Source organism: Candidatus Poriferisodalis sp. (assembly GCF_965204125.1).
Classification (GTDB): Bacteria; Actinomycetota; Acidimicrobiia; order Acidimicrobiales; family Poriferisodalaceae; genus Poriferisodalis.
The window spans coordinates 412674-431211 of sequence record NZ_OZ241968.1 but is presented as its reverse complement, the minus strand read 5'-3'; the positions used below and the strand labels follow the sequence as shown (position 1 = coordinate 431211).

Genomic DNA, 18538 nt, shown 5'->3' with positions numbered 1-18538 from the left:
CCTAGGTCGGTCGGTCACGGCCTTCTAGGGTCAATCCAGTGATGGATGAAGGGGCGCCCCCCAGCGGGGCGCCCCGCCCCCGGCCCCGCGCCCGGCTGCTGCGGCCCCGCACCCGGGTCGACTGGTTCCTCACCGTCATCCGGGTGGCGGTGCTGATCGTCCTGGCCGTCGGCTTCACGGCCTTCATCGCCCAGGAGATCAACCCCGACAACCCATTCGCCCGCTGGGCCAACCCCGACGCCACCGGCCTCACCGGGGCGCAGTTCCGCGGGCTGGTGATCTCAGGCATCGCCCAGGGGTCGATGTACGGGCTGATCGCGCTCGGCTACTCGATGGTCTATGGCGTGCTGGGGTTCATCAACTTCGCCCACGGCGAGGTGTTCATGGTGGGTGCCATGACCGGCATGATCACCTCCAACAAGCTGGCCGACGCCGGGCTGTGGGAGTCGAACTTCATCGGCTCGCTGGTGTTCATCGTGGTGGTGTCGATCATCGTGTCGTCGCTCACGGCGGTGGTCATGGAGCGGGTCGCCTACCGACCGCTGCGGGGGGCGCCCCGGCTGATCCCGCTGATCACCTCCATCGGCGTGTCGTTCTTCCTCCAGAATGCGTCGGTGGTGCTGCTGGGGCCGGCCAGCAAGTCGTACCCCAACGTGCCGGACTGGGTGAAGGCCAAGCACACCTTCCTGCAGATCGAGGGCGCCAAGATCCTGGTGATCGTGGTGGCTGCGCTGTCGATGGCGGCACTGTGGTACTACGTCGATCGCACCAAGACCGGCAAGGCGATGCGGGCGGTGGCCGAGGACGCCGAGATCGCGGCGCTCATGGGCATCGACGTGAACCGCACCATCGTGAAGGTGTTCGCGGTGGGCGGTGCGATGGCGGGCATGGCGGGGATTCTGTGGGGAATCCTGTTCCGCAGCGTCATTCACACCACTGGTTTCCTGCCGGGGATCAAGGCGTTCAGCGCGGCGGTGGTGGGCGGCATCGGCCACTTGGGCGGTGCGATGGCGGGCGGGCTGTCGATCGGGGTGGCCGAGTCGGTGGGGCCGTTGCTGATCCTGGAGCCGCTGGGGGTGAGCGGCGTGTCGCAGCTGCGTGACGCCGTGGCGTTCTCGATGCTGATCATCGTGCTGCTGGTGAAGCCGGCTGGCCTGTTCGGCGAGCGGCTGCCGGCGGAGGACCGGGCATGAGCCTCACCAGCGTCGAGCCTGACGCGCCGCCACGCCCGCCCCTCGCCCAGGACTGGCGCCGCGTCGCCCGTATGGGTGCCATCGGCGCTATCGGGCAGATCTTCATCTCGCTGTCCAACATGCCGGTCAAACTCGACGGCCGGGCGATCATCGAGGGCGTTCTCAGCCTCGGCTACCTCTCGCTGGTGGTGCTGCCGCTGGCGGCCGGCAGCCGTATCGGGCACCAGATCCGGCGCGAGGGCGTCCCGTTCCACCGCCCCGGCGCCCACGAAGTCATCGGCGGGGCCGCATGCGGTGCGCTCGTTGGCGGCGGACTGTCGCTGCTGGCGGTGCTCATCGCCAACTTCGACCTGCGCGAGCCGCTGGTCAACTGGAGCCCGATCCTGGCCGACCTGCTGGCGTTCAACAGCGGCACGGCGTTCGCGGTGTTCATCTGGCTCGCCATCGGCGCAGCCGTGGGCGCTGCGGGCGGCCTGCTGCGAGTGGTGCCGCCGGTGGCACGGCGGGTGCTGTGGACCATGGTGCTCACCCTGTTCGGCTCGGCGGTGCTCGAATCGCTCACCACCGACCTGGCCGAGGGAATGGGCGTCGAGGGGCTGATCGACTGGTTCTATGCCCCCCGGGGTGGGCTCACCATCACCGGTGCCATCGCCCTCGCCGCCGGATCAGGCGTGCTGGCCTTCGTGGCCCGGGGCCGCGTCAAGGGGGCCAAGGCCCGCGTCGACGCCCTCGAAGGCCCCGCCCGCAACCGGGCCCACCTCGGCCTGATCATGGCCACCGCCGCAGTGCTCGTCATCCTGCCGATGTTCGCTGGCAAGCTCACCAACGAGCTGCTCGCCAACGTCGGCCTGTTCGTGCTGCTGGCGCTGGGGCTGAACATCGTGGTCGGCCTCGCCGGCATCCTCGACCTGGGCTACGTGGCGTTCTTTGCCGTGGGCAGCTACAGCGCAGCGGTGCTCACCGCTGCCACATCGCCGAAGATCCACCCGGAGCTGCCATGGTTTGTGGCGCTCATCGGCGTTGTGCTCCTGACCGGGCTGGTGGGGCTGTTCATCGGCGCCCCAGTCATCCGCATGCGTGGCGACTACCTCGCCATCGTCACGCTCGGCTTCGGCGAGATCATCCGCCTGCTGTTCCTGTCGGACTGGCTGTCGGGATGGTTCGGCGGCTCCCAGGGAATCACCAACATCCCGGGTGCAGAGATCTTCGGCCTGGCCGAGGTGGCCGGTACCGATCCGCGCAGCGTCTTCTACCTGGTGCTCGCGTTCTGCGCGATCGCCATCTACGTCTCGTGGCGGCTCGAGCGGTCGCGCATCGGGCGTGCGTGGATGGCCGTGCGCGAGGACGAGACCGTGGCCGAGGCCATGGGCATCAACACGGTCAACGTCAAGCTGCTGGCGTTCGTGGTGGGTGCCGTGCTGGGGTCGTTCAGCGGGGCGATCTTCTCGGCGAAGGTGGGCTCGGTGTTCCCCGCCAGTTTCCTGATCCTGGTGTCGATTGTGATCCTGGTGGTGGTCATCTTCGGCGGCATGGGCAGCATCGTCGGCGTCATCGCCGGCTCGGCGGTGCTGATCGGCGTGCTCGGCGGCCCCAAGCAGCCGGGCCTGCTGGCGGAGTTCTCCGAGTTCAAGCTGCTCATCTACGGGGCGCTGCTGGTGTGGATGATGCTGGCCCGGCCCGAGGGATTGATACCCAGCGTGCGCCGCACCCGCGAGCTGCACCAGGAAGAGCTGGCTCAAGACGCCTGGCTGCGCGGGCAGACCGAAGACGACGACGGCGGCGACGATGCCACCGCCTCCACCGCAGCAACCTCGGGCAGCACCGTAGAGGCGGCCCGGCCCGCAGGCGAGTCGGCATGAGCGCTCCGGCGCAGGCCGCATCCGGCACGCAGGACAGCGGCCCTGCGCAGCAGCCGATCCTCGAAACACGGGGCCTCGGTGTCGACTTCGGCGGGCTGAAGGCGCTCGACGGGCTGGATTTAGCCGTGTATCCGGGCGAGATCGTCTCGGTCATCGGCCCCAACGGCGCCGGCAAGACCACGCTGTTCAACGCCATCACCGCCACGGTCGCCGCCAGCGAGGGCGACATTCTCTTCGAGGGCGAGTCGCTCATCGGTCTCGACCCCAACCGGGTCACCTCCCGGGGCATCGCCCGCACCTTCCAGAACGTCCGCCTGTTCGCCAACATGACCGTGCTCGAGAACGTGATGGTGTCGCAGCACTGCCGCACCCGCCAGAGCGTGTTAGGGGCGCTTCTGTTCACCAAGGCGTTCCGCAACGAAGAGGCCGAGATCACCGAGCGGGGCAAGGAAGTGCTGTCGTTCTTCGGCAGCCGGCTGACGGGCTACCGGTTCGACCAGCCCGCCTACACCCTGTCGTATGCCAACCGGCGGCGGCTGGAGATCGCCCGGGCCATGGCCACCCAGCCCAAGCTGATCCTGCTCGACGAGCCTGTCGCCGGCATGAACCCCACCGAGTCTGCCGAGCTGACCGGCCTGATCGGGCGACTGCGGGACGAGTGGGGCTTCGCCATCGTGGTGATCGAGCACGACATGGAGGTGGTGCGCGAGGTCTCCGACCGAGTGGTGGTGCTGGACCACGGCGTGAAGATCGCCGAGGGCGACTACGCCGACGTGTCAACCGATCCGCAGGTCATCGAGGCATATCTCGGCCGGAGCGCCGCGGACTCATGAGCGCCGAACGTCCCGATGCCGTCGCCGGTGTCCTTGTGAACCGCGATGAGGCGGTGCGATGAGATCGATGTCGATACTCCGAACGCTCCGGCTGAAGGTTCTGCTCGCTGTCGTGACTGCCATGGCGCTCGCAGCCGCCGCATGCAGTGCGGACACGGCCCAAGAGGCCGATGCCGATGTCGGCTCTGCCGGCACAGCAGCCGGCGAGAGCTCGCTCGGCGTCGTGGAGGTCCAACAGGGCGACGCCATCCAGATCCGCTCGCTGGAAGCCATCACCGGCGACTATTCGATCGTCGGCCTCGCGATCGACCGCGCTACTGCTATCGCGGTGAACGATTACGGCCAAATCCACGGATTCGATGTGGATCTCGGCGCGAGCCTCGACGACCTGTGCTCGAGCGACGGCGGGCAGGCTGCCGCCCAAGCCATCGTCGCCGACTCTGATGTCGTCGGGGTCATCGGGACGTCGTGTTCGAGCGCGGCCATTGCGGCGGCGCCGCTGGTGACGGCTGCGGGCATGGTGATGATCTCCGGAGGCGCCACCTCTCCCGCGCTCACATCGGATCTGGCAGGCAACCCGGGTCCGAACTACACCCCGGGCTTCTACCGCACCGTCACCAACGATGTGTTCCAGGGCGCAGCGATGGCCCAGTTCGTGCATGACGATCTGGGCTTGAGCACTGCAGCGGCGATCCACGACGGCGACCCCTTCACCCAAGGCCTGGCCCGGGCTTTCGCCGATGCCTTCGAGCGGGAGGGCGGCACGATCACGCGGCTGTCGGCCATCAACAAGGAAGACAGCGACATGGTGCCGGTGCTCACCGAGATCGCCGCAGGCCGTCCCGAGGCGCTGTTCTTGCCCATCTTCCAGCCGGCAGGCGACTTCGTCGCCGACCAGGCACCGGGAGTGCCGGGCCTCGAAGACACCCTGCTGGTCGCGGCTGACAGCCTGCTGAACCTCAATTTCCTGTCGCTGCCGCAATCTCAGGGCATGTACTTCACGGGTCCCGACCGGCGTTTTGCGGGCAATGTGAACCAGAGCACCGGCAAGACCGCTGACGACTTCGTGGCCGCATACGAGGACCTGTACGGCCACAAACCCGGCTCGCCTTTCTGGGCGCATGCCTACGACGCCACGACACTGCTGCTGGACGCCATAGCGGCCGCGTCACGGGTGGAGGAGGGCACCCTCGTCATCGACCGGGCAGGCATCCGGAAGCACCTTGACAGCGTGCGCGGCTATGAGGGGCTCATCGGCCCTATCGCCTGCGATTCGTTCGGCGACTGCGGCTCCAACAAGCTCGTCGTCGTTCGCAACCTCGGCGGCGAGTCCAATGCCGAAGCCAGCATGGAGAACATCGTGTTCTCCTACGCTCCCTAGAGCATGCAGGGGAACCCACGCTGTGCGCGGCTGCAATGTCGCCCTGCCCGATGAGCGGCACGACACGAGCGGACGTCCGCGGCGGGGACGCTGCCGCCGATGCAAGCACGCCGCTGCTGGAGATGCGCAAGGTGAACGTGCACTACGGGGCCGTGCATGCCCTGCGCGATGTGGATCTGTCGATCTACGAGGGTGAGCTGGTGTGCCTGCTGGGCGGCAACGCCAGCGGCAAGTCGACCACGCTGAAGACGCTGCTGGGCATGCTCAAGCCCACCTCTGGCGAGGTGGTGCTCGACGGCGAGGTCGTGAACGACCGCCCGACCAGCTACCGGGTGGTTCGCGGCATCACGATGGTCCCCGAGAACCGGCGCCTGTTCAAGCGGCTCACCGTGCGGGAGAACCTGCAACTCGGCGCCTACCTGCGCAAGGACAGCGACGCCATTGCAGCAGACATGGAGCGTGTGTACGAGCTGTTCCCCCGAGTCAAGGAGCGGCTCGCCCAGAAGGCGGGCACGCTGTCGGGCGGCGAGCAGCAGATGGTGGCCATCGGCCGGGCGCTGATGTCCCAGCCCCGGGTGCTGCTGATGGACGAGCCGTCGATGGGCTTGGCGCCGGCGCTCGTGCAGCAGAACTTCGAGCTCATCTCCCAGATCCACGAGGCCGGCATGACGGTGTTCATGGTGGAGCAGAACGCCAACATGGCCCTCGGCATCGCCGATCGGGGCTGGGTGCTGCAGACGGGTCGTGTGGTTCTGGACGACACCGCCGAGGCCTTGCTGGCGAATCCGGCGCTGCGCACGTCGTACCTCGGCGGCGGTCAGGACGACGGCGACAACGAGGCAGGCGAGAGCCTTGCAGGGGAGTCCTCGTAACAGCGAGCCTGCTAGGACTGGCTGCGTGAGCGAGGCTTCAGCCACCACGACGCCCGACGAAGCCGTGACCGGGGTGCTGCACCCCGGCGACATGGGCGTGACCTTGGCTGCGGCCTGCTCGGGCAAGGTGCTGTGGGCCAGCGAGGGTCGATCGGCCGAGACGCGCGAGCGTGCGCACGGTGCCGGCCTCACCGACGTCGGCGACTCGGCATCATTGGTGGCCGCGGCTGACATCGTGATCTCGGTGTGCCCTCCCCATGGCGCGGAAGAGCTGGCTGCCACGGTGGCCGATGCCGGCTTTGCGGGCTGTTACGTGGACGCCAATGCTGTCTCACCGGCTACTGCCCGGCGCATCGCCGCCCGCTTCGAGCACTTCGTTGACGGCAGCGTGATCGGTCCGCCGGCGCGAGAACCCGGAACCACTCGGCTCTACCTCGCAGGACCCGACGCGGCCGGCGTCGCGGCGAGATTCGCCGGGTCACCATTGGATGCCCGTGTGCTGGATGGCGGCGGCATCGGGGCTGCCTCGGCGTTGAAGATGGCCTACGCGTCGTGGACCAAGGGCACCAACGCCCTGCTGGTGGCGGTGGCGGCCCTAGCCGCAGCCGAAGGCGTTTCCGATGAGCTGACCGCCGAGTGGGGCCTGTCTCAATCAGGCCTGTCGCAGCGCTTGACCTACACGTCGATCCGGTCGGCGCCCAAAGCGTGGCGCTGGGTGGGCGAGATGGACGAGATCGCCGACACGTTCGCGGCGGCCGGGCTGCCCGACGGCTTCCACCGCGCCGCCAGCGAGGTGTTCGCGCGCCTCGGCGAGTTCAAGAACTCCCGCAGCGCCTCTGTCGAGCAGATGCTCGAGGCTCTGCTGAATTCCTCTGCGGCGGCCGAGGACGCCGGCTGACGCCGAACAACCCAACCTCCTCGTTGCGCAGCGGCGTCCACGAACGCTGACTGAGGCCGAGCGGCTCAGCGTCCTGGTTCTGCAGCGGCAGGACTGCGCTGGCCACACCCTCGAGTTCCGCGAACCAGTCGTCGGGCGCTCCCACCAGCACGAGTACGAACTTCGATGCGCCCAACTCGATGAACCGCTGCATCTGACCGCGCAAGCCGATCGCTGGCCTCCGTGGGCTCAGTGGAGCATCGGAGATTCTTTCGTTCACAGCAACAGCGCGCATATGCTCACAACGGTGCGCATCGTGTGCTTGGCAAACTCCCGGAAACTGTCAGGCCGCTGCATCGCGGGCCGCATCTGGAGCAAGTCTTCGATTGGTGGCTGGGTTCGTCCCGTTAGCGAGCGTCATGAGCGAGAGGTGTCCGAATACGAGCGGCAATACGCAGACGGTAGCGACCCCAAATTGCTTGACATCATCGAGATACAAATGCTTAGAGCCCAGCCTGAGGGATATCAAACCGAGAACTGGCTGCTAGATTCGGAGTACTACTGGGAAAAGAAGGGCACGTTCAAGCGCAGCAAATTACAGGATCTCGTAGAGCCGGTTTCGCCTCTATGGATCGACAATCATAGCACATACAATGGCAAGAATGATTGCATTCCGCTGAACGAAGTCGGTGCACTCACAGAATCGCTGCGCTTCGTATCAGTTAGCGAAATGCAATTACGAGTCTTTGCGCCAGGCACGGCATTCGGCAATTCTAAGCGGCGAGTACAGGGCCGATTTCGCCACGCAGACTCCAGCTACGCATTGTGGATTACTGATCCAATTCAAGAACGTAAGTGGCTCGCTCATCCCGACGGCGTGTATTCTCTCGGCGAGTGCTACCTCACAATTAGTCTGGGCGAGCCCTACGAGGGTAGAGTCTACAAGTTGATCGCTGCTGTCATTGAACAACGCTAGAGGGTATTCGTGCCAAATTCTCAAACTCAGATTTTCACGATCGGACATTCAAATCATAGCGCCTCGGTGTTCATCTCTATGCTGCAACAGCACCGAATAGATGCCGTAGCCGATGTTCGATCTGCACCATACAGTCGCTTCGTATCGCAGTTTGATCGCAAGTCACTAGGCCCTCTTCTCGATGAAGCAAACGTTGCCTATGTCTACGTGGGCGAGGAACTCGGAGGCCGTCCATCGGATCCTGAGCTGTATGACCCAAATGGCCATGCCTGTTATCGACGCATGGCGCAAACCGAATCCTTCGAAAATGGCTTGGAGCGGATTCTGGAGGGGTCATCCCGGTATCGTCTGGCGCTGATGTGTAGCGAAGAAGATCCTCTCCAGTGTCATCGTACCTTGCTCGTTGCTCATGAGCTCTGGCAACGCGACGTCCATGTGTCACATATTCGCGCGTGCCGAGAGACTGGTGAGAGTCGAATTGAGACTCATACGGAAGCGCTTGAGCGGCTCGTCCAGATGCATGATTTGAATCAGGGCATGATGATTGCATCGGATGGCGGCATAGTGGATCAACTACATGGCACATCAGCGATATATGAAACTGCCGTAGAGCGTCAACGAGAACAAGTCGCCTATACAAGCGATAGGAAACCTAGCGTCTCTGGCGAGGTGCGGTAGAAATGAACCTGTGGACAATCGGCTTTACGGGAAAGCCTGCACGAGACTTCTTTGAGCTTGTTGGCAAATCGGGAGCACGCCGGGTCATCGACGTTCGCCTCAACAATACATCTCAGCTTGCGGCGTTCGCCAAACGAGACGATCTATCCTTTTTCCTGGACCGCATTTGCGGTATCGAGTATGTGCACATTACGGATCTCGCGCCAACCGCAGAGCTATTGAGCGACTATCGCAAGCAACAGATTGACTGGTATACATATGAGTCGCGATTCCTCGCACTAATGGAAGAGCGTCGAGTCGAAGACGTGATTAGTAAAGAAGTTATCGACGGCGGCTGTCTCCTCTGTAGCGAGAAGCAGCCTCATCATTGTCACCGTAGATTGGTTGCGCAGTATTTGCAGGACCGGTGGGGTGACCTGACGATAACGCACCTTGGCGACGACGCTAAGGGCTAGTTCTGCAGTGGCAGGACTGCGTTGGCGACGCCCTCGAGCTCTGCGAACCAATCGTCGGGCTCGCCCACCAGCACGGGCACGAACTTCGATGCGCCCACCTCGATGAACCGCTGGATCTGGTCGCGCAGGCCGCCCCAGCCGGTCGGGATGATGTCGCCCGGGTCGGCATCGGGCGCTCGCCGTTCGAGGATGGCCTTGTAGCCGGGGCTGATCTCACCGTGCGTGTAGGGGATGAGCACGCCGAAGTGTTCGGGGTCGATCCAGCGCTCGTGCTCGTCGGCGGCCTCGTTCACGATCTTCCAGCCCGCCGCAGCGATGTCGGGCGTGCAGAAGGACGGCAGCCATCCGTCGCCGAAGCGCCCGCAGCGGCGCAGCTCCACTTCTGCCGCACCGCCCAGCCAGATGTCCATCGGCTTCTGCGCCGGCTTCGGCAGCAGCGACACCTCGTCGTAGTGGTACCAGTCGCCGTGGTGAGTGACCGGTTCGTCCTCCCAGAAGCGCTTCAGCAGCGGCAGGGCCTCGTTGAACATCTTCGCCCGCTGGCGGCGCTCCACGCCGAAGGCCGCCTGCTCGTGCACATCGGCCACGCCCAGCCCGAAGGCGGGCAGCAGCCGGCCGTCCGACAGCCGATCGAGGCTGGCGAGCTCCTTGGCCAGCACTGCGAGGTTGCGCCCGGGCAGCACCAGCACCGACATGCCGAACTTCATGCGCTTGGTGCGGCCCGCCGCGTACGCGAGTCCCACGATCGGATCAGGGCATTCGCCGCCGAGCCGTTCGCTCAGCCACAGCGAGTCGAAGCCGTTGTCTTCCAGCGCATCCACGAACGGGTCGAAGGTGGCGTGGTCGTTGGTGAAGCTGCGCGTGCCCAGCCCGAAGCCGATCCGGATCTTCATGGCCCACACGCTAGGGCACTGTTGCCGCCTCGACCCGGGCCGGCTCCGAGCCCGGGCCAGTCACGAGGCCGCGCCGGCGGCCCGCCCGCCGTAGCGGGGTCGGCCCGGGGTGCGCCGGCGGCGGCCCGTGCGACGCGCGCCGCGGCGGGGTCGGCGCTGCTCAGTGACTGGTGCATCGGCATGAACGGCGAAGCTGTGCGCCGTACCCTCGTGCGCTGATGGGCGAACACCGGCCGCGATGAAGGATTGTCGATGAGTGATACCGCAGTGAACGGGCAGATCGACCTGACCTCACCATTCCGGCTCGACGGGCAGGTCTGCTTGGTGACTGGTGCATCAAGCGGCTTCGGGGTGCGCTTTGCCCGGGTGTTCGCAACCGCGGGCGCCAAGGTGGCGGTGGCTGCCCGGCGGGCCGACCGGCTGGAGGCGTTGGCTGCCGAGCTGCCCGATGCACTTGCCATCCCGTGCGACGTCGGCGACGACGACGCCTGCCGCGATCTGGTGGCCCAGGTGGTGGACCGCTACGGCAAGGTCGACGTGCTGGTCAACAATGCCGGGGTAAGCGACGCCATCAACCCCGGCGAGCAGGCCGACGTGGAGAGCTTCCGGCATGTCGTCGACATCAACCTGAACGCGTGCTTCCTGCTGGCCGGGCTCGCCGCCGCCGACATCATCGGCCGGGAGGCCACGGGCAGCATCATCAACGTGGCCTCGGTGCACGGTCACGTGGCTTCGGCGCCCAACCTGCAGCCCGCGTACGCAGCGTCCAAGGCGGGCCTGGTGAACCTGACACGCGACCTTGCCGTGCAGTGGGCCACCCGGGGCGTGCGGGTGAACGCCCTGTGCCCCGGCTACTTCGAGACGGAACTGACGGCGCCGATGTTCGACGACGATCGCTCGATGGCGTGGATCAGCCGGAACGCCCCGATGCGGCGACCTGGGCACGAGCACGAGCTGGATGGTGCGCTGCTGTTCTTGGCCAGCGACGCCAGCAGCTACGTGACCGGCAGCTCGCTGATGGTGGACGGGGGCTGGACCGCCCGGTGAGTGCTGCCCGCCGCCCCGATCCGCTTGTGCCTTGCGGGGGAGATTGGTGAGCCGGTCGGTCGCCTCCAGGCTGCGCGTGGGCGCAGCCGCACTGGCTGCAGCGCTCGGCGGCGGCTGGTGGCTGGCATCGGGCCGCTGGCGGCGCACGTGGCGCGCCGACTCGCTGACCGGTGTCGCCACCCGAGACGGGGCACTGCGCCACCTGCATGCCGAGCTGGTGCGCTCGACACGCACCGGCCGGATGGTCGGCGTGGCATTCTGCGACGTCGATGCCTTCAAGCAGGTCAACGATCAGCACGGCCACCTGGTAGGCGACCTGGTGCTCGTCACCGTGGCACAGTGCCTGCGCGACGCCGTGCGGCCGTCTGACGTGGTTGCCCGCGTCGGCGGCGACGAGTTCGTAGTGGTGTGCGGCGGGCTGCGCAGCGCAAGCGACATGGAGATCATCACCGGACGTCTGCACGCGTCGCTCACCCAGGCGCCTGTGCAGAGTGACACTGGCGACCCCTTGGCCGAGATGGGTGTGACCGTCAGCATCGGCAGCGCCACCGGACGCGGCGGCGAGGCCTCGCCCGGGGCTCTGCTGCACGCGGCTGATCGCTCGATGTACCAGCAGAAGGGCTGGCGGCCCTAGCGGCTGACCGACCCCGCTGGCTGGCTCGGCCCCAAGCGATGGCTCAGCCGAGTGCTGGCGTGCCTTCGAAGTTGCCCGGGTCGTCGGCTGTGGGCAGCACCGGGCGTGCCCGCCAGTCCATGGCCTCTTCGACGCCGTCGATCACGTCAGACCATTCGGCGGCGTTCCAGCCCTGGGCCGAGCCGAGCACGCTGGCGTCTTGGGCAAGATGCACGAGGGCCGGCAGCCGTTCCAGGCCCAGCGATCGAACGAACTCGCGCTCGGGGTCGAGCAGCACGAGATGCTCATCGGCAAAGCGGCCCAGGAAGCTGCGGGCGCCCTGCGCATCGCTGCACACCACGAATGCGCAGCGCACGTCGGCCTCCTCGTACACCAGGAACAGCCGCGATGCAGTGGGCAGGATCCAGCCGCTCTGGTGCGTGTAGGGGTCGATGACAACGCCCATGAGGTTGAACACCACCAGCCATTCGGCCAGCGTGTGAGTGTGGCCGGAGAGCGTCTCGAGCTTGATGTCGGTGGACGGCGCGTCAAGCACGGCAGGCAAACTAGCGCTCCCGGTGGGCGCGGCCACGGTTCATGCGCCGATGCGCCGGTTGTCAGATCGGCGGACGCAGCAGCTCGGCGGCCAGAGGGCAGTCGGCCCGTTGCCAGCCGGCAGCCGGCTCGATGCCGCCGGGCCCCACGACATGGCTGAACAGGCCGATCGGCACGATCTCCTCGTCGCATTCCCACGGCTCGTCGGCCACGGCGCTTGAAGCGGCCTCGAAGAGCGGCTGTGGCAGCGCCCGTCCCTGCCCGACGAGGCACCACACCTCCACCCCCGACACGTACCCGACCGCCGCAGCGGCATGGGAGCCGCCGGCTGCGATTACGGCTTCGGGCCCGGCGGCAGCAGCCTCCACCAGGATCACCTCAGCGGTTGAGCATGCAGCCGCCAAACCCGCCAGCGGCACGTCGGTCACCTCGCAACCGTCGCCCGCAAGCCGCCGAGCCAGGCCAGCGCCCTCGCCGTAGGCGTCGATGATGCGCACCTCGATGTCGGCGCGCCGCCCCAGTCCCTCAGCGGCAAGGTCGGGCCAGCCCAGCAGGCACACCGTGGCTCCCTCGGGCAGCGCGTCAGCGGCGCGGTCGGCAGTGGCATCGGCTCGCAGCTCGGCCGCGAACTCGCGTGCATCCCGGTACGGCTGGGCCGAGGCGCACACCACGGCCGCCATCGACCACAGCGCGCCGGCGACCGGGTACTTGTCGAGGATGCGGCGGCACACCGTGACCAGCTCCAGCGGGTCCGAGGCGAGCGCGCCCAGCGCCGATGCGGCCTCGCGCACCAGCACGTCCTGGGATAGGTCGCCCGCACGCGCCACATAGCGCAGGTGCTCCATCGGGTGCACGCGCCGAAGCTATCCCGTGCAGGTGAACTGATTCGTTGCGGGCTCTGTCGGGCGCTGTGCGGCGCTGCTCAGGCGCTCTGTGTCTGCAGCCGGCGCGCGATCACTTTCAGGCACAGCGTCTCGTCTGCGCCTTCGAAGATCGACAGCACCCGGGCGTCCACGAACAGCCGGCTCACCGTGTATTCCTCGGCGAAGCCGAAGCCGCCGTGAAGCTGCTGTGCCTCGCGGGTCACCCACTCGGCGGCCTTGCAGACATACGCCTTGATCATCGATGCCTCGAGCGCGCCGCCGCCCCGAGCCATCATGCGGGCCACCTCGTAGCTGTACTGGCGGGCCGCGGCGATGATCGCCGCCATGCGGCCCAGCTTGGCCTGCGTCAGCTGGTACCCGGCGATCGGCTGGCCGAACACCTTGCGTTCGTCGGCATAGGTGCGGGCCTCGTCATAGGCCGCCTGCATCACGCCCACCGCCCGGGCCGCTGTCTGCAGCCGCCCGTTCTCGAAGCCGGCCATCTGCAGGTAGAAGCCCTGCCCGATCCCGTCGTCGCCGCCGATGAGGTTCTCTGCAGGCACGAACCAGTCGTCGAAGGCGATCTCGAAGCTGTGCATGCCCCGGTAGCCCAGCGTGGCGATGGCCCGCCCCTCGATGGTGCCGCCCCGCTCGTCGGTGAACTGGAAGTCGTGGCCCTCCGACTGGGGCTTCGGCACGATGAACAGGCTGAGGCCCCGGTGGGCCTTGCGCCGGTCAGGATCGGTGCGGGCCAGCAGCATCAGCACGTCGGCCCGGCCGGCGAAGGTGCACCACGTCTTGGTGCCCGAGATCAGCCAGCCGCCCTCGGTGGGCGATGCCGACACGACCAGGTTGGCCACGTCGCTGCCGTAGTCGGGCTCGGTCACGGCGACCGCCACCATGGTCTCGCCGGTGGCGATCTGGGGAAACCAGTGCTTCTTCTGCTCCTCGGTGCCGCCGCGCTCCAGTGCCCGTGTGAGGATCTCGGGCCGGGTGATGAGCGAGCCGCCCGCACCCAGCGATGCCCGCGACAGCTCCTCGGTGGCGATGACCATGCCCAGGTAGTCGCTCTCTGAGCCCGAGGCGAACCCGCCGTATTCCTCGGGCACCGACAGGCCGAAGCAGCCCAGCTCGGCCAGCCCGCCGATGATGTCTTCGGGGATGTCGGTGTCGCCCCGGTGGATGTGCTCGGCGGCGGGGGCGATCTTGTCCTCGCCGAAGCGGCGGAAGGTTTCCGCCACGAGCTCGAAGTCCTCGTCGAGGTGGCTGGGTGCGTCGAGGCCGGCCAGCGTCGCCACGTAGGCGGGGTTGCGGTAGGCGGCTACGAAGTCGCGAGCGCCGTCGAGGGCGCCGGGCGCGAGACCCCACTGGGCCTCGCGGGCGAACAGCCGAGCGTGGAATTCTCCGAGGGCGTCGGCGATGAAACCGCAGGCGAGGCGGGCCTCGGCGTCGCCCAGCGCACCCCATGCGACCAGCGAATCGCAGATGCGCAGCGCCGAGGCGGTGTGCGCCAGGTCGTACAGGAAGCACTGGTGGTCGTCGCCCATGCCGACCGCATGACTGCACGCACGGCTCAACGCCGCGTTGCCCGCAGCGAGCGCATCCGCTGCGGCGGACATGTCCGGTTCGGTCACCGTGGCCTCGGCGTTCGCAGTCATGTCGTCCCCGTCGTCGTCACAGCCGCACAGGCTAAAGCCCGCTCCAGCGCGCGGCCCGGGCTACGACTCGGCTTGACCCGGTCAGCGGGGATGCTGCGCCGTACGATGACTCGGTCCACGCACCAGCACCACTGCTCCAGACCATTGCACGGAGGTTCCTGTGACCGTCCATGACCGCCCGTTCGGGCGCTACTTCGAGGACTTCGACATCGGCGACGTGTACCGGCACTGGCCGGGCAAGACCATCACCGAGGCAGACGATCACCTGTTCTGCATGATCACGATGAACCACCATCCGCTGCACACCAACGAGTGGTTCGCCCAGCACGAGACCGTGCACGGCAAGAACGTGGTGGTAGGCAATCTCGTGTACTCGCTGGTGCTGGGCATGAGCGTGCCCGACGTGAGCGGTGCGGCCATTGCGAACCTCGAGGTCGAGACGCTGACCCACTCCCGTCCGACGTTCCACGGCGACACGATCTACGCCGTCACCAAGGTGCTCGACAAGCGTGAGTCTGGCTCGCGGCCCGACCGGGGCGTGGTGACCGTGGAGACCCGGGCGTTCAACCAGCGCTCCGAAGAGGTGTGCTACTTCCGCCGCAAGGTCATGATCTGGAAGCGGGAAGCAGGGCCCGAGCGCCGCTTCCCCTACAGCGACGAGGCAGCCGTCGGCGAGGGCTGATCGCTTGCGCCACGCTGGGTCGGATGCGCGTGGCTCACGCCACGCCGAACTGATCGGCTGGTGGTCGGCCGAGCGGCGAGATCTGCCGTGGCGGCGCACCCGCGACCCGTGGCTCGTGCTGGTCTCGGAGGTCATGCTGCAGCAGACCCAGGTGGAGCGGGTGCTGCCGTACTTCGAGACGTTTGCCGAGTGCTGGCCGACGCCGGAGCAGTGCGCGGCAGCGGAGCTGGCCGACGTGCTGGCTGTGTGGCAGGGACTGGGCTACCCCCGGCGCGCTCGCAACCTCTGGCGGACGGCGGCGATCATCAGCGAGCGCCACGGCGGCCGGGTGCCCGCCGATCTGGACGGCCTGCTGGCGCTGCCGGGCGTGGGTCCCTACACCGCTCGGGCAGTGCAAGCCTTCGCCTTCGGCATCGACACAGGCGTGGTCGATACCAACGTGGGTCGCATCCTGGCCCGCTGGCAGGGCCGTCGGCTGAGCCCCCGGGAGGCCCAGCGCATCGCCGATGAATTGGTGCCTGCGGGGGAGAGCTGGGTATGGAACCAGGCGATGATGGATCTCGGCGCACAGGTCTGCACCAGGCGAGATCCGAGCTGCGGCCAGTGCCCTGCACAGCGGTGGTGTGCGTGGGCGGTTGAGGTATTGGGCCCGGAGCCTTCGGGTCAACCAGATCCAGCCGACCGCAGCGCCGGGGTCAGTGCGCGGCAGGCACCGTTCGAAGGCAGCGACCGCCAGGCCAGGGGCCGCCTGCTCGCAGCGCTGTCAGGTGGTTCGCTCCCGACGGAACAGGCTGCCGCGGCGATGAGACTCGAGCACGACGAAGCACGCGCTCAACGTCTTGTCGAAGAACTGACCGCCGAGGGCTTGATCACCGCAGTCGGTGACCGGCTCCGTCTCGGTTAGCTCAGGCAGCCACGCTGTGCTTGTCGGGCTCGTAGCTCAAGCAGCTACAAGCTGCTCGATCAGCTCGTCGAAGGCCTTGTCGGCGATGGCGACCATCTCGTCGTCGGTGCGGTCCTGGATGGGATGCTCCACCCATACGGCCGCCGGATCGAAGCCGAGCGACTTGCCCTGTACCTCGGCCCCGTCGACGAACTGGACGGTGGCGACGAACACCGACGGGATGCCGCGGCGTTCCAGATCAGCGATGTCGTGCACACTGCACGACGTGCAGCTGCCTCAATCGGCTAGCGCTTCGATCACCACGTCGCACTTGGTGGCGATCTCGTGGCGCAGGTCGACCGGGGCCGGCTTGGTGAACGTGGGCTTGGAGTAGCGCTCGACGCGCAGGCCCCGCTCGGTCAGCCGTTCCTCGAGCCGGTTCAGGAAGCGGTCGCCGCGGGGCTTGCTGATGTCCAGCAGGCCCACGGTGAGGCCGTCCAGCGAATCGGGCCGGGTGACCCGTTCACGATGGGCGGGTGCCGCTTCGTTCGTCGGGTCCAAGACGACAGTGCTCATGTGGTCCCCCCTGTGTTGGATCCGGTGGGCACGTCCTGATCGACTGTAGCCGCCCCGGGCTTAAGCGGCCCGTGAGCGGAGCGAACAAGAGCGGCAAGCGAGGACGAGATGATCCTGCTAGCGCCAGGGATCGATCTCGACGCAGACGGGCTGAGCGCCGACCTCGCCGTTCACCCAGCCGCCGATGACCGCCGAGAACAGCCCTGCGCCGCCGCCGCAGTGCACCAGGTGCAGGCCTCCCTCACGGAACTTCGGCAGATCGGCTTCGGCCAGAAAATCGGGCACACCCTCGGCGATGCCGTCGGCGCCGCGCACCAGCTCGGAGCCCGGTCGGGTCGTCAGCTCGTTGATGCGGTCAGCAGTCTGCTGGCGCGTCCAGCCGCTGTCGATGAACACGCGGGAATGGTCCGGCGCCACCGCCAGGATCGCATCGAAGCCCAGCACCAGCTTCGGGTGATGGATCGCATTGAGCGACGCAGCAAGGGTGCGCGCCAGCGACTCGGGATCGCGGGAGAGCTGGTCGACCACCGAGCGGGGCGCCTCGCCCGGGAAGGCCGTCACAGCGTTGGTGCCGGCTTCGAAGCCGAAGTCGGTGCACAGCGGGTCCCAGCCGGTGCCCCCGGACTCGTCGGTGCTGCCGTCGGCAGCGGCTTCGATCTCAGCGAAGCAAAAGCCCACCTTGCCGGGCTGGCCGAGCGCCGCCCGGTCCACTTCGCCGGGGCGTCCGCCGCCCACGTTGCGGACGATGAGCTGCACCGCCCGCCCGATCGTGCTGTTGGCCCGGTTGCCTTGGCCGAACACGTTCATCCCGTTGTTCATGCCGATCTGGCGGGCGATCGGTCCGTTCACAATGAACACCGGCCCGACCGGCATGGTTGTGGCGAGCATCCCGTGCATGTTGAAGGTGTCGTTGCACACGGCGGTCAGCGCAGCCAGCACCACCGGGAAGTACTCGGGCCGGCAGCCGGCCATGACGGCGTTCACCGCGGCCTTCTCGACGGTGCAGTCGGCAAGATCGGGCGCGACATTCGCCACCACCTCGTCGGCGGCACGCGACGTCCCCGCCAGCATTGCAGCGACCCGCTCGGCGGTGGGGGGCACCAGCGGCAGGCCGTCCGACCAGCCCCGGTCGAACATCGCCTCGTGGAGGTCTTCCTGGCTGCCGAACTCGACGCGGCGAGCGCTCAGGCCCGAGCCGCCGAAGCGAGCCTCCAGGGCGTCGACGTGGGCCGGATCGACCGACAGCGAACCGCAGCCGGGACGATGTTCGGGCAGGCCGTCGCCCAAGCCTCCGAGTCCGGTGAACGACTCCCATTCGGGCCGGGACCAGCCGACGATGCGTCCGGTCTCGGCACCGTCGGCGAACCGCATCAGCGTCGGCACGGTCTCGATGTCGTGATGCCATGAGAAGCCAAGGTCTGCGTCGTGCACTCTGGCTGCGACCGCCTCGGGGAAGGCGGGATCGTCCTGGGTGAACACCGTCAGCGAGCCGCGGGATTCGATGTCTGCCAGCACCGGCCCGATGAGTTCGCACGTCGGGCAGTCCCGCTTCACGACGGCCACCAGACCGTCGCCTGGCACCTCTGCCACTGCGTTGTCGGCTTGGTTCTCGTCTGCGCTCGAAGCCATGGCGGGAGGCTACGT

19 protein-coding genes are annotated in these 18538 nt (G+C 67.3%); 13 read left to right on the top strand and 6 right to left on the bottom strand.

The features are described from left to right. The first annotated feature begins 41 nt into the window (after positions 1 to 41). The 9 genes from ACOGXD_RS02210 to ACOGXD_RS02170 all read left to right on the top strand — a co-directional run bounded on the left by ACOGXD_RS02210 (position 42) and on the right by ACOGXD_RS02170 (position 9124). Positions 42 to 1193: a branched-chain amino acid ABC transporter permease gene (locus tag ACOGXD_RS02210; RefSeq protein WP_419917343.1), complete on the top strand. Its 1152-nt coding sequence runs from the start codon at positions 42 to 44 to the stop codon at positions 1191 to 1193. Next, positions 1190 to 3052: a branched-chain amino acid ABC transporter permease gene (locus ACOGXD_RS02205; RefSeq protein ID WP_419916300.1), complete on the top strand. Its 1863-nt coding sequence runs from the start codon at positions 1190 to 1192 to the stop codon at positions 3050 to 3052. Before ACOGXD_RS02210 ends, ACOGXD_RS02205 begins: the two co-directional genes overlap by 4 nt. Next, entirely contained in the window at positions 3049 to 3885 is an 837-nt protein-coding gene (locus ACOGXD_RS02200) for an ABC transporter ATP-binding protein (RefSeq protein ID WP_419916299.1), read from the top strand. Before ACOGXD_RS02205 ends, ACOGXD_RS02200 begins: the two co-directional genes overlap by 4 nt. A 67-nt stretch (positions 3886 to 3952) precedes the next feature. Further along, positions 3953 to 5266 (top strand): branched-chain amino acid ABC transporter substrate-binding protein, encoded by a 1314-nt coding sequence (locus ACOGXD_RS02195; RefSeq protein WP_419916298.1) that lies wholly within the window; start codon positions 3953 to 3955, stop codon positions 5264 to 5266. Positions 5267 to 5316: 50 nt separating this feature from the next. Then, a complete protein-coding gene (locus ACOGXD_RS02190; RefSeq protein ID WP_419916297.1) occupies positions 5317 to 6138 on the top strand; it encodes an ABC transporter ATP-binding protein in 822 nt (273 codons plus the stop codon). A gap of 25 nt (positions 6139 to 6163) precedes the next feature. Continuing rightward, positions 6164 to 7036: a DUF1932 domain-containing protein gene (locus ACOGXD_RS02185; protein ID WP_419916296.1), complete on the top strand. Its 873-nt coding sequence runs from the start codon at positions 6164 to 6166 to the stop codon at positions 7034 to 7036. Positions 7037 to 7322: 286 nt separating this feature from the next. Beyond that, a complete protein-coding gene (locus tag ACOGXD_RS02180; protein WP_419916295.1) occupies positions 7323 to 7991 on the top strand; it encodes a dual OB domain-containing protein in 669 nt (222 codons plus the stop codon). 9 nt (positions 7992 to 8000) lie between these two features. Beyond that, entirely contained in the window at positions 8001 to 8669 is a 669-nt protein-coding gene (locus ACOGXD_RS02175; protein WP_419916294.1) for a DUF488 family protein, read from the top strand. Positions 8670 to 8671: 2 nt separating this feature from the next. Then, complete coding sequence (locus tag ACOGXD_RS02170; RefSeq protein WP_419916293.1) at positions 8672 to 9124, top strand: DUF488 family protein; 453 nt, start codon at positions 8672 to 8674, stop codon at positions 9122 to 9124. Here ACOGXD_RS02170 and ACOGXD_RS02165 read toward each other — a convergent pair. Beyond that, positions 9121 to 10017, bottom strand: a complete 897-nt coding sequence (locus ACOGXD_RS02165; RefSeq protein WP_419916292.1) for an LLM class flavin-dependent oxidoreductase — start codon at positions 10015 to 10017, stop codon at positions 9121 to 9123. The genes ACOGXD_RS02170 and ACOGXD_RS02165 overlap by 4 nt on opposite strands. Positions 10018 to 10269: 252 nt before the next feature. On the opposite strand from ACOGXD_RS02165, the gene ACOGXD_RS02160 reads away from it, so the two are divergent. Continuing rightward, positions 10270 to 11064 carry an SDR family NAD(P)-dependent oxidoreductase gene (locus ACOGXD_RS02160; RefSeq protein WP_419916291.1) on the top strand — a complete coding sequence of 265 codons (795 nt, stop codon included), beginning with the start codon at positions 10270 to 10272 and terminating at the stop codon, positions 11062 to 11064. 46 nt (positions 11065 to 11110) lie between these two features. After that, the gene (locus ACOGXD_RS02155) at positions 11111 to 11698 is read left to right on the top strand and encodes a GGDEF domain-containing protein (RefSeq protein ID WP_419916290.1); all 588 of its coding nucleotides are present in this window, start codon (positions 11111 to 11113) and stop codon (positions 11696 to 11698) included. A gap of 43 nt (positions 11699 to 11741) precedes the next feature. Here the strand turns inward: ACOGXD_RS02155 and ACOGXD_RS02150 are convergent, their stop codons facing one another. From ACOGXD_RS02150 to ACOGXD_RS02140, 3 genes are all read right to left on the bottom strand, one after another. Next, the gene (locus ACOGXD_RS02150) at positions 11742 to 12233 is read right to left on the bottom strand and encodes a hypothetical protein (RefSeq protein ID WP_419916289.1); all 492 of its coding nucleotides are present in this window, start codon (positions 12231 to 12233) and stop codon (positions 11742 to 11744) included. A 61-nt stretch (positions 12234 to 12294) separates the two neighbouring features. Beyond that, on the bottom strand, positions 12295 to 13086 hold the full coding sequence (locus ACOGXD_RS02145) for a hypothetical protein (RefSeq protein ID WP_419916288.1): 792 nt from the start codon (positions 13084 to 13086) through the stop codon (positions 12295 to 12297). A gap of 68 nt (positions 13087 to 13154) precedes the next feature. Beyond that, positions 13155 to 14753, bottom strand: a complete 1599-nt coding sequence (locus ACOGXD_RS02140; protein WP_419916287.1) for an acyl-CoA dehydrogenase family protein — start codon at positions 14751 to 14753, stop codon at positions 13155 to 13157. Between the two features lie 160 nt (positions 14754 to 14913). Between ACOGXD_RS02140 and ACOGXD_RS02135 the strand changes: the two genes are divergently transcribed. Beyond that, entirely contained in the window at positions 14914 to 15435 is a 522-nt protein-coding gene (locus ACOGXD_RS02135; protein WP_419916286.1) for a MaoC family dehydratase, read from the top strand. A 4-nt stretch (positions 15436 to 15439) separates the two neighbouring features. Further along, a complete protein-coding gene (locus ACOGXD_RS02130; protein WP_419916285.1) occupies positions 15440 to 16339 on the top strand; it encodes an A/G-specific adenine glycosylase in 900 nt (299 codons plus the stop codon). Positions 16340 to 16375: 36 nt separating this feature from the next. On the opposite strand, the gene ACOGXD_RS02125 is transcribed toward ACOGXD_RS02130, so the two are convergent. Then, positions 16376 to 16894: a UGSC family (seleno)protein gene (locus tag ACOGXD_RS02125; RefSeq protein WP_419916284.1), complete on the bottom strand. Its 519-nt coding sequence runs from the start codon at positions 16892 to 16894 to the stop codon at positions 16376 to 16378. A gap of 117 nt (positions 16895 to 17011) precedes the next feature. Beyond that, positions 17012 to 18523, bottom strand: coding sequence for a thioredoxin family protein (locus tag ACOGXD_RS02120; protein ID WP_419916283.1), 1512 nt, complete (start codon positions 18521 to 18523; stop codon positions 17012 to 17014). Between the last annotated feature and the right edge of the window lie 15 nt (positions 18524 to 18538).

Coding starts and splice junctions, on each gene's coding strand:
- ACOGXD_RS02170 (WP_419916293.1), top strand. CDS start 8,672: ATGAACCTGTGGACAATCGGCTTTACGGGAAAGCCTGCACGAGACTTC.
- ACOGXD_RS02200 (WP_419916299.1), top strand. CDS start 3,049: ATGAGCGCTCCGGCGCAGGCCGCATCCGGCACGCAGGACAGCGGCCCT.
- ACOGXD_RS02140 (WP_419916287.1), bottom strand. CDS start 14,753: ATGACTGCGAACGCCGAGGCCACGGTGACCGAACCGGACATGTCCGCC.
- ACOGXD_RS02205 (WP_419916300.1), top strand. CDS start 1,190: ATGAGCCTCACCAGCGTCGAGCCTGACGCGCCGCCACGCCCGCCCCTC.
- ACOGXD_RS02195 (WP_419916298.1), top strand. CDS start 3,953: ATGTCGATACTCCGAACGCTCCGGCTGAAGGTTCTGCTCGCTGTCGTG.
- ACOGXD_RS02190 (WP_419916297.1), top strand. CDS start 5,317: ATGAGCGGCACGACACGAGCGGACGTCCGCGGCGGGGACGCTGCCGCC.
- ACOGXD_RS02165 (WP_419916292.1), bottom strand. CDS start 10,017: ATGAAGATCCGGATCGGCTTCGGGCTGGGCACGCGCAGCTTCACCAAC.
- ACOGXD_RS02210 (WP_419917343.1), top strand. CDS start 42: ATGGATGAAGGGGCGCCCCCCAGCGGGGCGCCCCGCCCCCGGCCCCGC.
- ACOGXD_RS02160 (WP_419916291.1), top strand. CDS start 10,270: ATGAGTGATACCGCAGTGAACGGGCAGATCGACCTGACCTCACCATTC.
- ACOGXD_RS02120 (WP_419916283.1), bottom strand. CDS start 18,523: ATGGCTTCGAGCGCAGACGAGAACCAAGCCGACAACGCAGTGGCAGAG.